The organism is Halomonas sp. DP1Y21-3 (assembly GCF_019801245.1).
GTDB lineage: Bacteria > Pseudomonadota > Gammaproteobacteria > Pseudomonadales > Halomonadaceae > Halomonas > Halomonas litopenaei.
In genome coordinates this window covers 411,489-426,695 of record NZ_JAHVJM010000003.1, presented here as the reverse complement: position 1 = coordinate 426,695, position 15,207 = coordinate 411,489, and the positions used below count along the sequence as shown (strand labels likewise).

Here is a 15,207-nt window from a genome sequence, read left to right as displayed (position 1 = left end):
GGGCCGCCAGATTCAGGCTCCGAGGACGTCCTTCAGCGCCGCCAGACAGGCGTCCACTTCGAGTGGGGTGTTGTAGTGGGCCAATGACACCCGGGTGACCGAGGGCAAGCCCAGGGGGCGCAGAATATTGCCGGAGTAGGCGTCGTCCTTGCGGGCGTGGACGCGGATACCACGCTCGCCAAGCTCGGCGACGATCTCCAGTGGGTCTCGGTCCTTCACGCAAAACGAGACCGCCCCCTCCCGCCAGGGCGAATCCGCCTCGCCTATCAGAGTCACGCCGGGCAGGTCCCTGAGTCCGGTGACACCATCGGCGCCATCAATCAGCCGACCCATCAGCGCCGCCTCCTGATCATGCATGGCCTGGCCGGCGGCCAGCAGCCGCTGCCGGCGGCCAGTTTCCTCGGTGAAGTGTCCTCCCAGCCACTCGAGATAGCGGACCATCTCGTGGGCGCCGGCCCAGGCGGCAGGATCGCGGCTACCGAGCTCCCAGGCGTCTTCCGGCTTGCCCGCCAGGCGGTCGTGATCGGCGCAACCCAGTCGCGGCGAGACCCAGGCGTAGCCGTCGTTGAACGGGCAGAACACCTTGTACAGCGACACCGCGTAGGCATCGACGCCGTAGTGCGATACCGCCAGGGCACCATGGGGGGCATGCTGGATGCCATCGACGATGGTGTAGCAGTCCGGTGCGATGGCGCGAATCGCCTCGGTGATGGCGGCCACGTCCTGGGTCATGCCGGTCACCGGGCTGGTGTGCAAAATGGTGGCCACGCGGGTCTCTGGCGTCACGACGCGGGCATAGTCCTCGGCGGTGGCGCGCCCCTGATGCGGATCGAAGGGCACCGTCAGCCGCTGCCTGCCGGTGCGCCTCGCCCACTGCGCGGTGGCATCAAAGGTGGCGGGATGCTCGAGCTCACAAGCAACGATGTTGCCCCCCGCTGGCGCGGCATTGGCGGCGGCGCGAATCACCCGGAACAGGCACTCGGTGCCGGTCTCGCCGCCAAACACGATGCCGTCCTCCACCCCCAGCAGGCTGGCCATGGCATCGCGACCGTCATCGATCATGCACGAAATGGCCCGGGAAGCGTCGTTGTCGCGATGCTCGTTGTCCGGTAGTGCTGCAACCTCGGCCATGCGCGCCACCACGGCCTTTAGCGTCAGGGAACCGCCGGCGTTTTCGAAGAATATCCGGGGGCCGGTGTAGGGGCAGCGGTCGACGTGGTGAAAGCGAGCACGCACCTGACTCATCAGGGCGTCGTCAAATACCGCCACGCTGGCCTTGCTGGAAGGCTTCAATGTCTGCATCTGATCGTTCCTTGGTGGCAGCGGAACAGCGAACCTCACCCCCAGCCGGGCGCCAGAACGAGGCAAGGGACGCTACCCGATCCTTCCTGGTTCGTCCGGAGTTATCGAGAAGCTTGCTCATAGTAGTACGCCCTGGCTGACCGGATGGCAAAAATGCAGCACACTGGGCGCCTGAACTTTGGTCGATCCAACGTTACCGTTCGAGCGACATCGTGATAATCTGTCCCTTGCACGACGGCCGTAAATTGACGCTATTTCACCTTTCACAATGCTCAACCATCCCGGTGATTTCCCCCTGATGATGGTCGAGCCTTCTGGCGAGACCATGCCATGACGAGTGACGCCACCTCCGCTGCACCATCCAAGCCGGAAGCCCTGGCCGAGGAGCTCGTCTATGACCGCATTGTCGACGCCCTGATCGACAAGCGTCTGCGTCCCGGCGAGCGTTTGAACGAGGCCAAGCTCGCCAGCGCCTTCAAGACGCCACGTAGCCGGGTGCGTCGCGCACTGAACCGGCTGACGGCGGAGCGTCTGGTACGCTTCGAGATGCACCGGGGGGCCTTCGTCTCGCTGCCATCGGTGAAGGAAGCCTACGATATCTTCGAGACGCGGCTGCATATCGAGGGTGCGGTAGCGCGGATCGCCTGCGAGCGTATCGACGCCGAAGGCATCGCCACGCTACGTCGCCACCTGGCGCTGGAGCACCAGGTCTTCGAGGAGCACCAGCCCAGCGTCAATCGCATCTCCGGCGACTTTCACCTGATGCTGGCGGAGCTGACCGGCAACGACGAGCTGATTGCCATCGTGCGCCCGATCATTCGACGCTTCTGCATCATCCAGTCGCTCTACGAACGCTCCACCGGCGTGCTGTGCCTGACCCACGAGCACCAGACCCTGGTCGATCTGATCGAAAAGCGCGACGCCGAGGGCGCCGCCGCGTCGATGATGGAGCACTGTCGCCACATCTTCTACAGCCTGGACCTGTCCGAGCGCCGCCGCGCCGAGGCCAACATCTACGATATCGACATCGACGATCCGCTGGGCTAAAGGGCCGGCCAGGCCGAAAAACCCACGCCAGGCCGAAAAACCAACGCAAGCAGGAAACAAAGCCGGCCCTAAGCCTGGGACATCCGCAGCAGAAAAGGGGCCTGAGGTCCCTTTTCTGCATTTCCACGACGTCATTGCCAGCTTCTGGCCCACGCCATCAGAGTGCTGCGTCCAGCGCCTCGATCAGTCGGTCCACCTCGGCCTCGGTGTTGTAGTGCACCATGGACACCCGCACCACGCCCTGGATGTCCATCAGACCGAGGTCCTCGGTCAGGCGGCGGGCGTAGAAGTCGCCGTAGCGGATTCCTACCTTGGCCTCGTCGATCTTGTGCACAATCTCGTCAGACTGATGACCTTCCACGGTAAAGCTGATGGTCGCGACGCGATGTTCGATATCGGAATCCCGCCTTCCGATGATGCGAACGCCTTCTTTTCCAGCGAGATAATCGAGCAGTTTCTTGCTCAATATCGCTTCATGCTTGGCGATGGTATCGAAGGCTGTTTCCAGCTTTTTCCGCTTATCACCTTCACCATTATCGCCCGTCAATGAGGTCAGATAATCCAGGATACCGGTGGCGGCGTAGGTCAGCTCGTAGTTGGGATTTCCCGGCTCCATCTTTCCTGGAATCTGCTCACGCGTGAAGAAGTGATGGTAGATATTATCCAGCTCCAGCAGGCACTCCTTTTTCACATAGAGCACCGCGTGGTGGGGACCGAATACCTTGTAAAGACTGAAGCCGTAGTAGTCGACATCCCAGTCCTGGACGTCGATGGCCCGGTGGGGGGCGAAGGCCACCCCATCAACACAGATGCGAGCACCGGCGTCGTGGGCCATGGCAGCGATCCGCTTGATCGGATTGATGGTGCCGAGCAGGTTGGAGACGTGGGTCACGCAGACCAGACGAGTGCGCTCGTTGAGCAATTCCGCCAGGGTATCCAGCTCCAGCTCCAGGGTCTCGGGATTGCAGTTCCAGAAGCGCAGCTTGACGCCGCGCTGCTCGAGGCGCATCCAGGGGCCGACGTGGCTCTCGTGGTCGGTGTTGGTGACGATGATCTCGTCGCCCGGGGCGAACTGGCTGGCCATGGCGTCGGCCAGCAGGCGGAACTGGATGGTCGAACTGGGACCGAACACCAGCTCTTCCACGTGGCGAGCATTGACCAGCGTCGCCACCGCCTGGCGACCGGCGTCGACCTTGGCCTTGGAATTCTGGCTGGGGGCGTAGCTCGCGCCGAGCTGCACGTTGTCGCCCAGCAGATAGTCGCTGATGCGCTCCACCACCATCTTCGGCACCTGGGCGCCGCCGGCGTTGTCCATGAACACCCAGTCGCTTTCAAGCGAGGGAAACTGGGCTCTGACGTGTGTCAGATCAAGGCGAGCGTCTGAGGATGAATCGAGTGACATGGGAAGTCCTTGAATAGGGGTCGAGAGGCGATACATGGACGTCGAGAGACAAGGCTGGGGCGAAACCAGCGCCGGCCAGCAACCGAACAGGCGCCACGGTTCAGTGAGCCAGCACCGACTGGAAAAAGGCGCGGGTTCGGTCTTCCTGCGGCGCCGAGAAGATCTGTTCGGGAGCGCCTTCTTCGACGATCTGGCCGGCCTCCATGAAAATCACCCGGTCGGCGACATGGCGGGCGAAGCCCATCTCGTGGGTCACCAGCAGCATGGTCACGCCGGTGCCGGCCAGGGTCTTGATGACGTCGAGCACCTCGCCGACCATCTCCGGGTCCAGCGCCGAGGTGGGCTCATCGAACAGCAACACGCGCGGTTCATTGGCCAGCGCCCGGGCGATGCCGACCCGCTGCTGCTGACCGCCGGACAGGGCGCTTGGATACTTGTACATCTGCTCGGCGATGCCGACCTTTTCCAGCAACTCCTTGGCCCGCGCCTGGGCATCCCCCGGGCTCATGCCACGCACCCGGATCGGTCCCAGGGTCACGTTCTCCAGCACCGTCATGTTGGGAAACAGGTTGAAGCTCTGGAACACCATGCCGACGTCCTTGCGTACTTCGATCAGCTCGGGGCCGGGCTGGACCCGCACGCTGTCGACGTAGATGTCGCCGGCGCTGTAGGCCTCCAGATGATTGATGCAGCGGATCAGCGTCGACTTGCCGGAGCCCGACGGGCCGAGGATCGCCACCACCTCGCCTTCGCGTACCTTGAGGTCGATGTTCTTGAGGGCGTGGAAGTCGCCGTAGTACTTGTTGACCCCTTCGAGCGAGATGATCGCTCTGGGCGCCTCGGGCAGACCAGCCTCGAGCGGGGGAAGGGTAGTGCCCTGGGTAGCGCCCTGGGTTGTCCGGGTTTCATTGATCATGGCAGTTCTCCTGTCAGGCCCGGCCCTGGGCGAAGCGTTTCTCGAGCAGACCGACCAGGCGCACCAGTGGCAGCAGCACCGCCAGGTAGAGTAGCGCCGCGCCGATCAGCGGTGTCGGGTTGGCCGCCAGCGCCTGGGCCTGGGTAGCCTGCTTGAGCAGGTCGGGCATGGCCACCACCGAGGCCAGGGCGGTGTCCTTCATCACGTTGATGCAGTTGCTGGTCAGCGGCGGAATGATCAGCCGGATCGCCTGGGGCAGGACCACGTCGCACATCACCCGATACTGGCTCAGGCCGATCGACTGGGCGGCCTCGAACTGGCCCCGTGGCACCGCCTCGATACCGGCGCGGTAGATCTCGGCGGCGTAGGCGCTCGAGATCATGGTCAGGGCGGTACAGGCCGCGGCGAACGGTGACAGGGTGATGCCGACGAACGGCAGCGCGTAGTAGACGATGACCAGCCACACCAGCACCGGCAGCGAGCGAAAGACGTCGATGTAGGCGATGGTGAGAAAACGCAGCGGCTTGGGGCCGTAGAGGCGCAACAGCGCCAGCCCCAGCCCGCCGATCAGCCCCAGCAGGATGCTCAGAAAGCCCAGCATCAGGGTCATGCCGAGCCCCTGCAGGAGCATCGGGAAGGTGCGCACCAGCACCTCCCAGTTGAAGAATGTCTGGACCAGGTCCATGGATCGTCTCCACGATCGAGGGTAATACGCTGGCCGCGGCGGTCACCGCCGCGGCCACGGGACTTGCTGGGCCAGGTTTACTGGGCGGAAGGCATATCGCGCACTTCGACGGTGCTGGTGCCGGCATCCGGAGCGGCGCCGAACCAGGTCTCGTGCAGCTCGGCGACAAAGCCTTCCTGCTTGAGTTCGCTGATCACTTCGCTGGCCTTGGCGGCAAGCTCGGCGTCCTTGGCGAACATCATCGAGTACTGCTCACCGCTGGGGATGCGGCTGACCACCTCGAGGCTGGGCTTGTCACGCACGTAGTACTGCACCGCCGGAATGTCGGAGATGTAGGCATCCAGGCGGCCGCTGGACAGGTCCAGCATGGCCGGCTGCAGGCCTTCATAACGACGGATTTCCTTGATGCCGTACTGCTCCTGGTTCTCGCTGGTCCAGATGTCGCCGGTGGAGCCGGTATCGACGCCGACCACCTTGCCGTCCAGGTCCTCGAGCCCGCTGATGCCCTTGCTGGTGTGGGTCGCCAGGGACTGGTCGCTGTCGTAGTAGGGCTGGGCGAAGGACACCGACTCCAAACGCTCGTCGGTGATGGTGATGGAGGACACCGCCACGTCGATACGCCCGGACTGTACCGCCGAGAACAGGCCATTGAACGGAATGTTGCTGATCTCGACCTCGTCGTAGCCCAGGCGGCTGCCGACCTCGTTGACCAGGTCGATCTCGAAGCCAACGTAGTCACCGCTGTCGTCCTGGAACTCCCAGGGCAGGTTGCCGATGTTGGCACCGACCTTGAGGGTCTCTGCCATCACGCCGCCTGCTGCCAGGCCGGCGGAAAGGGCGGTGGCCAGCACCAGGGAACGCTTGGAGAAGGTCTTGTAGGAAAGGCTCATGGGATATTTCCTCTGGTTATTGTCGTTGTTGCAGGTACAGCAGAAAACACAGGGGTTCACCGGCGACGTCAGACGGCGCCGGTCGCTTCACCTTCCCGGGCAAGCCAGGCCCGGGCGATCTCTTCCCGGGTGGCGAACCATACGCCCTCGTGGGCCTGGGCATAGGCAATAAAGTCCTTGAGCGCACGAATCTTGCCGGGGCGCCCGACCATGCGCGGATGCAGGCCGACAGACATCATCCTGGGGCCGCGGGCCGACTCCTCGAACAGCACGTCGAAGCCTTCCTTGAGGTTGTCGAGAAACTCGCGCCCCGAGGTAAGCCCAGGAGAAAGCCAGAAGCGGAAGTCATTCATGTCGGTGGTGTAGGGCACCACCAGCTGACGACTGCCCGCCACTTCGGTGAAGTAGGGTACGTCGTCGTTGTAGGCGTCGGAGTCGTAGAGGAAGCCACCCTCTTCTACCAAAAGGCGCCGGGTGCGCACGCTGGGTCCGTAGCGGCAGTACCAGCCCACCGGGCGCTTGCCGGTGGTGGCGGTGATCGACTCGATGGCCAGGCGGATATGTTCGCGTTCCTCGTCTTCGCTGAGGCGAAAGACCTCTTCCCAGCGATAGCCGTGGCTGCAGAATTCGTGGCCGTCGGCGCTGGCGACACGGGCAACGCGGGGGTTCTGCTCCAGCGCCACCGCGCAGGCAAAGAAGGTCGAACGCACGTCGGCCTCGCGCAGGATGTCGAGGATGCGCCAGATGCCGACCCGCGAGCCGTACTCGTACATCGACTCCATCGCCAGATTACGGGTGCCAGCGGGAGTTACGTAACTCCCCCACTCGGTCATCGACTCCTGGTCGTCGTCGCCCATGGCGAAGGACCTTTCAGAGCCCTCCTCGTAGTTGACCACGATATTGACCGCCAGGCGGGCGCCGTTGGGCCAGGCCCCGGTGGGGGGAGTATCGGCGTAGCCGACCAGATCACGCTGCGGGAGCATCCCGTTTCTCCTGAGGTCGCCAAGCAAGCGACGACCCTGATTGTTGGTGTTGTTATCGACCGTCTGGCGGCCTTGTCAGGATTGCACGCAATTCTGCGTGCGATGTGAACAATAAAGCACAACCGTACTCGCAGCGCAAATGGCAACTAGCCAATGGTGGGGTATGGGGTATGGGGTATGGGGTATGGGGTATGGGGTATGGGGTTGGGGCCTGCTGAACAGGTAGTCGAACCCCGGCCAGGGACTCGACGGGAAGGAAAGCAATCGAGAGGCGGGAAGGCGCTGCCGGTGGGGGCCTGCAGCGCCTTGTTGTGGGCATTACCAGCTCGGCGCGGTCTCGGCGTCCAGTTGCTCGATGGCGCGATGAAGCTTGCCGGTGGACAGTGCGGACCCGAGCAGACGCAGGCGCCAGGTCAGGTCGATGAAGGGGCGGATGGCCTCGGGCACGACGGGGGCATCGGCCATGCTGCGCCGCTTGAGGAAGGAATTGTGCCAGTCGATGACCCAGCCCGGACCGACCCCGACCAGTTCGTTGTCGATCACCACAAAACGGCCGCTGCCTTCTTCCATCACGATATTGGCCAGCGACAGGTCAGGGTGGCTGAGCCTGGCGCCCACCGCTGCGCGGTGGCGCTCGTCCTCACGCTGCCAGCGGGCCAGAAAGCCACCGATCGCATCCAGGTGCTTCCAGCCGTCCACCCGTCTGAGCAGGTAGTCGTCAATGTAACAGAAGGCCCCGGCGTGCTCGTCGGCCAGGGCGCGATAGCGCTCGTCCGACTGCGCCATCTCGAGAAAACGACTCACCGCCTCCGCCGCCGCGGCGATAGGCGCCTTGTCTGCCCTGGAGCGTTCGATCTGCTTGAGAGACGGGCCCTGGATCCACTCTTCGACGACCAGCTCGTCGTCGTGGGCGAGTATCGCCGGGAAGCTGAGCCCCGACGCCGGCAGTTCGCGAATGGCGTGACTCAACGCGATCTGACGCGGCGAGAAGGCGCTATAGACCTTGACCTTGCGACCGTTCATCCAGCCGGCAAACGACAGCCTGCCGGCCTTGGTCATGCCGGGAGAATGCTTGCTGCCCAGAGGCGTCAGATCGGTGATGGTCCGGTCCTGGACGGTGATGCTCCCAAGTGGCGTTTCGGCCACCTTTTTCTTGAAAAACGTTCTTATCATGTCGCCTTCTGACGTTATCCCTGCACATTCGCGCGGATAGTAGCACGCTAAACGTGCACTACCTATGCGCCGAAAGGGGCGGGCTATGCGTCGAAAGGGGCGGGGCCCGTGCCGCCCAGCCAGGCAGGCCTTCTCCCCCACGACGGGCTGTCTCCAGAGCATCACTGTGCAGCAGCAGTTCCGCTCGTTTTGCTGTGAGCCAACGTCCTCGCTCCCGCTTGTCGTTTTTCGTCTTGGCCTTTCCGATCGCGGACATGAGTTTTGCCCTGTAATTCGCAACGCTTTAGGGTTTTCATGGGCGGAAAATGTATTTTTCGTTCCGATTTTCTCGTCAAAGCAGGAGCTCTCGATGAAAACCACCGAGGCCGCCGCCCGCCAGCACGGCGACAGCGGCAAACGCCGCTTCTTCGGCCATCCCTGGCCTCTCGCCACCCTGTTCGGCATGGAGGTGTGGGAGCGCTTTTCGTTCTATGGCATGCAGGCGATCCTGTTGATCTACCTGTACTACGAGGCCAGCCGCGGGGGCCTGGCGATCGACCAGTCGGTGGCCATCGGTATCGTCGGTGCCTACGGCAGTTCGGTCTATCTGGCCACCATCCTCGGCGGCTGGTTCGCCGACCGGGTGTTCGGCGCCGAACGCACCCTGTTCTATTCGGGCATTGTGGTCATGCTCGGGCATATCGCCCTGGCCATCCTGCCCGGTGTCTACGGCGTCACCGCCGGCCTGATTCTGGTGGCGCTGGGCAGCGGCGGGGTCAAGGCCACCTGCTCGGCGCTGGTGGGGTCCCTGTACGAGCCCGGCAGCCCCCGGCGCGACGCCGGCTTCTCGATCTTCTATCTGGGTATCAATATCGGCGGCTTCGTCGGCCCGCTGCTGACAGGTCTGCTGCAGCAGAACGCCGGCTTCCACTATGGCTTCGGCATCGCCGCCGTGGGCATGGCGATCGGTCTGGCCCAGTACACGGCGGGACGCAAGGGGCTGCCCGATGATCAGAAGGCCGCGCCGGACCCCATCGCGCCAGCGACCCTCAAGCGCTACCTGGGTATCGCCCTGGTGGTGCTCGCCCTCGTGGTCGGCGCGGCCCTGGCGGGCTGGATTCGTGCCGACAATCTGTCCGGAGTGATGCTTGGCATCATCGCTGTAGCGGCGCTCTGCTACTTTGCGGTGATCCTGCGCTCCACCCACGTAAGCCCCGAGGAACGCAGCCGGGTGCTGGCGTTCATTCCGCTGTTTCTGACCAGCGCCGCCTACTGGGCGCTGTACAGCCAGTCCTACACCGTGATCACCGCCTTCTTCGATCAGCGCGTGGATCGCAGCCTGTTCGGCTGGGAGATTCCGGTGGGTTGGCTGGTATCGGTGCAGGCGCTGACCATCATCCTGTTCTCGGGGGTGTTCGCCTGGTTGTGGACGACGCTGGGCAAGCGCCAGCCGTCGTCGGCCGGCAAGTTCGTGATCGCCATGGCGATCATCGGCGCCACCTTCCTCGGCTACCTGCCGTTTCTCGGCAGCGAAGGGTCGAACATGCCGCTGGCCATGCTGGTGCTGTTGCTGCTGGGCTTCACCGCCTCGGAGCTGTGCCTGTCGCCGATCGGGCTGTCGGTGACCACCAAGCTCGCACCGCGGGCCTTCCAGACCCAGATGATGGCACTGTTCTTTCTCTCGCTGGCGCTCGGCTTCGCCGCCGGCGGCAAGCTCGGCGCCTTCTATACCGAGGACACCGAAGTCGGCTACTTTATTGCCATGGCGGCCATCGGTGGCGTCAGCGCCCTGCTGCTGGCGGCCTGCCTGCCGTTCATTCGCCGGGCCATGCGCGGCGCAGACTGAGCTACCGCCAGGGTCGGCCAGCGCTGGCAACAAGAAGCTGGCCGACCTTGTCTCTTTCGGCACCGGGCGGCCATGGCCGCCCGGATACTCTCTCGTCACTCTTTCGACACAGGATGCAGGCATGCCTTCCGACCACGCCATCCCGGGCCTTTCCATCAGCGACCATCGCCTCGAGGTGCCGCTGGACTGGTCCCACCCGGACAGCGGCGAGAACCTAAGCCTGTTCTACCGCGAGGTCTGCGCGTCAGACCGTGTCGACGAGGAACTGCCGCTGTTGCTGTTCCTGCAGGGTGGCCCAGGCGGCAAGTCGCCACGCCCCACCGCCAATGGACCGGGATGGCTGCACGAGGCGCTCAAGCACTATCGGGTGATCCTGCCCGACCAGCGTGGCACCGGACGCAGTTCGCGCATCACCGAGGCCACCATGGCCGCCTTCGACAGTGACGAGGCAGGCGGTGACTACCTGGCCTGCTTCGACGCCCACGCGGTGGTCGCGGACTTCGAGCACCTGCGCAAGACCCGCTATCAGGGCGCCACCTGGACCACGCTGGGCCAGAGCTACGGCGGCTTTCTGACCCTGACCTACCTGTCCTACGCGCCTCAGGGACTGAGCCGCTGCTATATCACCGGCGGCTTGCCGGCGCTCGACGCCGACCCCGACGAGGTCTATCGGCGCACTCACCGTCGGGTGGAGCGCAAGCTTGAGGCGTATCTGGCGCGCTTTCCCGATGATCGCGAGCGGATCGACGCCATCGCCGACCATCTGCTGGACCACGATGTCCGCCTGCCCGACGGCGACCGACTGAGCGTGCGCCGCTTCCAGAGCCTGGGACTGATGCTGGGCATGGGTGACGGCGCCGAGCAGCTCCACTGGCTGCTCGAGGAGGCCTTCACCGACGACACGCGAAGCGCGCTCAACCATCACTTTCTGGTGGAGGTGATGACGCTGACCGGCTTCGACGAGAATCCGCTGTTCGGCGCCATCCACGAGAACATCTACGCCAACCCTGAGCGCCTGTGCGACTGGGCCGCCGAGCGCCAGCAGGGGCCGCAGTTCGACGAGCGTCATCGCCCGCTCAGGCTGACCGGCGAGATGATCTACCCCTGGATGTTCGACGAGATTCGCGCCCTCAAGCCCTTCCGTGGGGCGGTACACCAGCTGGCCCGGCGACCTCTGGCCAGCCCCTTCTACGACGCCAGACAGCTCGCCGCCAACCGGGTGCCGGTGGCGGCGCTGATCTACTTCGACGACATGTACGTGGACGCCGAGCTGTCGCTGGCCACCGCCGAGGCGATCCCGCGGCTACGCTACTGGATCACCAACGAGCACGAGCACGACGGGCTGCGCCAGGACCCCGGGGTGTTCCGTCGGCTCAAGGCGATGCTGGACGATTGACACTCATCAAGGACGCTGCCCATGACCCCTTCCCACTGCGCGGGTGTCCCCGCCGGCAATCCCTTCAAGACCGCCATGGCCAGTGGCCAGGCCAGAATCGGCCTGTGGCTGTCGCTGGGCGACCCCTACTGCGCAGAGATGTGCGCCAGCGCCGGCTTCGACTGGCTGCTGATCGACGGCGAGCACGGCCCCAATGATGTGCGCTCCATGCTCGCCCAGCTGCAGGCGGTCGCCGCCTACGACAGCCACCCGGTGGTTCGGGTGGTGAACGGCGAGACGGCGCGGATCAAGCAACTGCTGGACATCGGCGCCCAGACCCTGCTGGTGCCGATGATCGACACCCCGGAGCAGGCCCGCGCCATGGTCGCCGCCACCCGCTACCCACCGGACGGGGTGCGAGGTGAAGCCTCCGCCATCGTCCGGGCGTCACGCTGGAATGCACGGCCTGACTATGTGCATCGGGCCAACGACGAGATCTGCCTACTGGTCCAAGCGGAGAGCGTGACCGCGCTGGATAACCTCGAAGCGATCTGCGCGGTGGACGGCGTCGACGGGGTCTTTGTCGGACCCGCCGACCTGGCCGCTTCCATGGGCCATCTCGGTGACGCGGGCCATCCCGAGGTCCAGGCCGCCATCGACGAGGCCATCGCCCGCATCGTTGCCAGCGGCAAGGCCGCCGGCGTGCTCACCGGTGACCCGGAGCTTGCCAGACACTATCTCTCCCTTGGTGCCAGCTTCGTGGCGGTGGGGCTCGACGTCAGCCTGATGATGCAGGCGGTGCGCCAGCGTGCATCAGAGTTTGCGCTTGGCCCGCAGGCGGCCGATTCGCAGGAAGACTCATCCACCAGCCCTGGCGACGGGTCCCAGGGACCCTACTGACCTGATACCGGCCGGGGGCCCTGATCCCACCGACCGGGGGCCCTGCTGCCACCGGCCGGGGACGTCACCACTCGCCGCCGCCGCGCTCCAGGGCGGCGGCGATGGCCTGGGGAATCGGCTGGCCGCTGCGTTCGCTGGCGAACAGGTACTCGCCGGCCGGATTGACCTCGAAGAACACATGACGCCCCTCGGGTGTGACCCTTAGATCGATGGCGCCGTAGGCCAGTCCAAGCTCTCTCATCAGCGCGCGCAGTCCGGCCTCCACCTCATCCGGCAGGGTATAGGGGAAGACCTCGGCGCTGCCCACGCCACTGCGGTAGTCGACCTCGTACTGCGGCTCGCTCCTGAAGGCGGTCGCGAACATCTCGCCGGCCACCGCGGTGACGCGCAGGTCCAGCGCCAGCGGGATGTACTCCTGAAAGATCACCGGCGCCAGACGAACCGCCTCGAGCCTGGCCATCTCGTCCTGGCCGACCTTGAGGGTCTCTCGCGGCGCCTCGACGATATTGCGAAAGGCCTTGCGTACCACTCCACCGTCGCCGTGGCGGGCGATAAACTCGGCAGCGGCGTCCGGGCGATTGGTGATCAGGGTATCGGGAATCTCGAGCCCCAGCCGGTGGGCCAGACGATGCTGGGTCAGCTTGCGCTGGGCGCGTTCGTCGGCCAGCGGATGGTTCATCCAGAAGCTATCCAGGGCATACCACAGTCCAAGCACCGCCTCCTGGGTCTCGGACCAGGCAAACAGCCGTTCGGTGCCGTCGCCCAGGGCAGGGTCCAGGTCAAAGGAACGGATGCGCCGGTTCCATACCGAGCGCACCTCGTCCAGCGCCAGCCGGCGCCCGTCGCCAAGTTCCAGCCACAGGCTGTCACCGCTGGCACCTGCGTAGGCCAGGATTCCCAGGCGCCGGGGGAAGTCGGCGACGTCGATCACCTCCACCGGCGAGTGAAGATGGGGCAGTACCCGCTCGACGTGGGCATTGTCGGCAAACGACAGGATCAGGATCATGCTCGGCTCCCTCGAAAAAGGCGGGCACCGACAGGGTGCCCGCGGGTCCTGTCATCGCTCACCGTCCACCAAGCTGCACGTAGGCCGCCCAGGCCTGCTGCCAGGCCAGCATCCCCTGCTGATCGAGCATGCCCTGCTGGTAGAGCTGGGCGTACTGCGCCAGCAGTTGAGCGTACTCGCCAAGCAACGCCTGGCTCTGATCCTGCTCGCCTCCGCCGTCCGCCACCGGCGGCTTGAGCGAGGCGCCCGACGGCGCCTGACCGGTGGCCAGCACAAAGGGCTGCAGCGGCTGGGCTGGTTGCATTGGTTGCATCGGCTGGACGGGCTGGTTGCCCCAGCCCCCCGGTAGCGGATTCTCGAAGGCCTGCTTGCCGCCCACGGGGCCTTCCACCAGTTGCTTGGTCGGCACTTCGAAGATCTGCTTGGGAGGCGGGTCAAGCGGCTTCCATTTGCCCGGCTCCAGGCCTGGATCCTTGCCAAAGTCCTTGGGGTTGTCCTTGGGACTGTCCTTGGGAATCTCCTTGCCACCGTCCTTGATGCCATCCTTGATGCCGTCCTTGGACCCATCCTTCGGCCCGTCCTTGAACCCGTCCTTTGGGCCATCCTTGATCAGATCCTTCGGCCTTTCCTTGACAAACTCCTTGGGTCGATCCTTCACGAGCTCCTTGATCGGTTCCTTGGCCAGATCCTTGGGATTGTCCTTGGGCAGAATCTTGGGTTGCATCGGCGTGCATGACACCGTCTCACCGATGGCGCTGCGTGGCCCATCGAGGCAGGCTTGCATACGCGCCACCTGACCCTCGGTGAACATCACCATGGTGTCGTCGTCGACGTAGTCCATGTAGTTCATGAACATGTCACCGTCGGGGCCATTGTCGCAGGACACCTTGGGGAAGGCCGGCTTACCCACGTTGGCCCCGCCCTGGTTGGGGGTGTCGTCGACGAAGTCCGAACCTGAGCAACCGCTACCGTCATCTCCCCAGATATGAAAGAGGTTGAGCCAGTGCCCGATCTCGTGGGTGGCAGTGCGTCCCAGGTTGAACGGGGCCTGAGCGGTGCCCATGTTGCCAAAGGCGGTGTAGTTAACCACCACGCCATCGGTGGCGGCGGCGCCGCCGGGGAACTGGGCGTAGCCGAGCAAGCCCCCGGAAAGCGGGCAGACCCAGATATTGAGGTATTCGTCTGCGGGCCAGGCATCCTTGCCGCCGCTGGCGTCGGCCTTGACCTTGTCGTCATCGACAAAACCGCTGACGTCGGTGCGGGTGCGGGTGATGCCATCGGTGGGGTTGCCGTCGGGATCGCTGGTGGCCAGCGCAAACAATAGCCTGGCATCGGCGGCCACCGGCGCGAAGGGCGCAGGTACCGTCGAGATGTCGGCATTGGCCTTGCGAAAGTCCTCATTGAGGATCTCGATCTGGCTGTCGATCTGCTCCCGCGAGATGTTCTGCTCGTCGGTGTTGTAGACCACGTGGACGACCACCGGGATGCGGGTGCACCCCGGACGCTGGACGATGGTGCCGCGCATGGCGCGAAAGGCGTGTTCCTCGATGCGCGATCGCCGCCTGGCATAACCCGGGTCCTGGTCCAGCAGTCGCCGGTGAACCGCCATGGTGCCACAACAGCGACACCGTTCCGGATGGGTGGTGTTATCGGACATGCAAGCCTCCCCGCCGGCCAGCCGGTCGGCGTCGTGAGTACAGGTT

The 15,207-nt window shown here is 64.7% G+C and carries 13 protein-coding genes; 4 read left to right on the top strand and 9 right to left on the bottom strand.

The features are described 5' to 3' along the window. Positions 1 to 12: 12 nt before the first annotated feature. Positions 13 to 1,302: an aminotransferase class V-fold PLP-dependent enzyme gene (locus KUV74_RS10630; protein ID WP_222516285.1), complete on the bottom strand. Its 1,290-nt coding sequence runs from the start codon at positions 1,300 to 1,302 to the stop codon at positions 13 to 15. Between the two features lie 330 nt (positions 1,303 to 1,632). Here KUV74_RS10630 and KUV74_RS10625 point away from each other — a divergent pair, with 330 nt between their 5' ends. Further along, positions 1,633 to 2,349: a GntR family transcriptional regulator gene (locus tag KUV74_RS10625; RefSeq protein ID WP_108131992.1), complete on the top strand. Its 717-nt coding sequence runs from the start codon at positions 1,633 to 1,635 to the stop codon at positions 2,347 to 2,349. Positions 2,350 to 2,506: 157 nt separating this feature from the next. On the opposite strand, the gene KUV74_RS10620 is transcribed toward KUV74_RS10625, so the two are convergent. From KUV74_RS10620 to KUV74_RS10595, 6 genes are all read right to left on the bottom strand, one after another. After that, a complete protein-coding gene (locus KUV74_RS10620) occupies positions 2,507 to 3,751 on the bottom strand; it encodes a cysteine desulfurase-like protein (RefSeq protein ID WP_222516284.1) in 1,245 nt (414 codons plus the stop codon). A 100-nt stretch (positions 3,752 to 3,851) separates the two neighbouring features. Continuing rightward, positions 3,852 to 4,598 carry an amino acid ABC transporter ATP-binding protein gene (locus KUV74_RS10615; RefSeq protein ID WP_045991702.1) on the bottom strand — a complete coding sequence of 249 codons (747 nt, stop codon included), beginning with the start codon at positions 4,596 to 4,598 and terminating at the stop codon, positions 3,852 to 3,854. 82 nt (positions 4,599 to 4,680) lie between these two features. Beyond that, entirely contained in the window at positions 4,681 to 5,352 is a 672-nt protein-coding gene (locus KUV74_RS10610) for an amino acid ABC transporter permease (protein WP_108131989.1), read from the bottom strand. A 77-nt stretch (positions 5,353 to 5,429) separates the two neighbouring features. Continuing rightward, positions 5,430 to 6,242, bottom strand: coding sequence for a transporter substrate-binding domain-containing protein (locus KUV74_RS10605; protein WP_213229512.1), 813 nt, complete (start codon positions 6,240 to 6,242; stop codon positions 5,430 to 5,432). A 68-nt stretch (positions 6,243 to 6,310) separates the two neighbouring features. Beyond that, positions 6,311 to 7,225: an allantoinase PuuE gene (locus KUV74_RS10600; protein WP_222516283.1), complete on the bottom strand. Its 915-nt coding sequence runs from the start codon at positions 7,223 to 7,225 to the stop codon at positions 6,311 to 6,313. A 318-nt stretch (positions 7,226 to 7,543) separates the two neighbouring features. Next, entirely contained in the window at positions 7,544 to 8,398 is an 855-nt protein-coding gene (locus tag KUV74_RS10595; protein WP_222516282.1) for a hypothetical protein, read from the bottom strand. A 349-nt stretch (positions 8,399 to 8,747) separates the two neighbouring features. Between KUV74_RS10595 and KUV74_RS10590 the strand changes: the two genes are divergently transcribed. The 3 genes from KUV74_RS10590 to hpaI all read left to right on the top strand — a co-directional run bounded on the left by KUV74_RS10590 (position 8,748) and on the right by hpaI (position 12,498). Then, positions 8,748 to 10,223: a peptide MFS transporter gene (locus KUV74_RS10590; protein ID WP_045991666.1), complete on the top strand. Its 1,476-nt coding sequence runs from the start codon at positions 8,748 to 8,750 to the stop codon at positions 10,221 to 10,223. Between the two features lie 121 nt (positions 10,224 to 10,344). Further along, a complete protein-coding gene (locus tag KUV74_RS10585; protein ID WP_222516281.1) occupies positions 10,345 to 11,619 on the top strand; it encodes an alpha/beta fold hydrolase in 1,275 nt (424 codons plus the stop codon). Between the two features lie 21 nt (positions 11,620 to 11,640). Continuing rightward, entirely contained in the window at positions 11,641 to 12,498 is an 858-nt protein-coding gene (gene hpaI / locus KUV74_RS10580) for a 4-hydroxy-2-oxoheptanedioate aldolase (RefSeq protein WP_108131985.1), read from the top strand. Positions 12,499 to 12,562: 64 nt separating this feature from the next. Here the strand turns inward: hpaI and KUV74_RS10575 are convergent, their stop codons facing one another. Together KUV74_RS10575 and KUV74_RS10570 are read right to left on the bottom strand one after the other, a co-directional pair. Continuing rightward, on the bottom strand, positions 12,563 to 13,504 hold the full coding sequence (locus tag KUV74_RS10575) for a RimK family alpha-L-glutamate ligase (protein WP_108131984.1): 942 nt from the start codon (positions 13,502 to 13,504) through the stop codon (positions 12,563 to 12,565). A 58-nt stretch (positions 13,505 to 13,562) separates the two neighbouring features. Continuing rightward, positions 13,563 to 15,161 carry a zinc metalloprotease gene (locus tag KUV74_RS10570; RefSeq protein ID WP_222516280.1) on the bottom strand — a complete coding sequence of 533 codons (1,599 nt, stop codon included), beginning with the start codon at positions 15,159 to 15,161 and terminating at the stop codon, positions 13,563 to 13,565. Between the last annotated feature and the right edge of the window lie 46 nt (positions 15,162 to 15,207).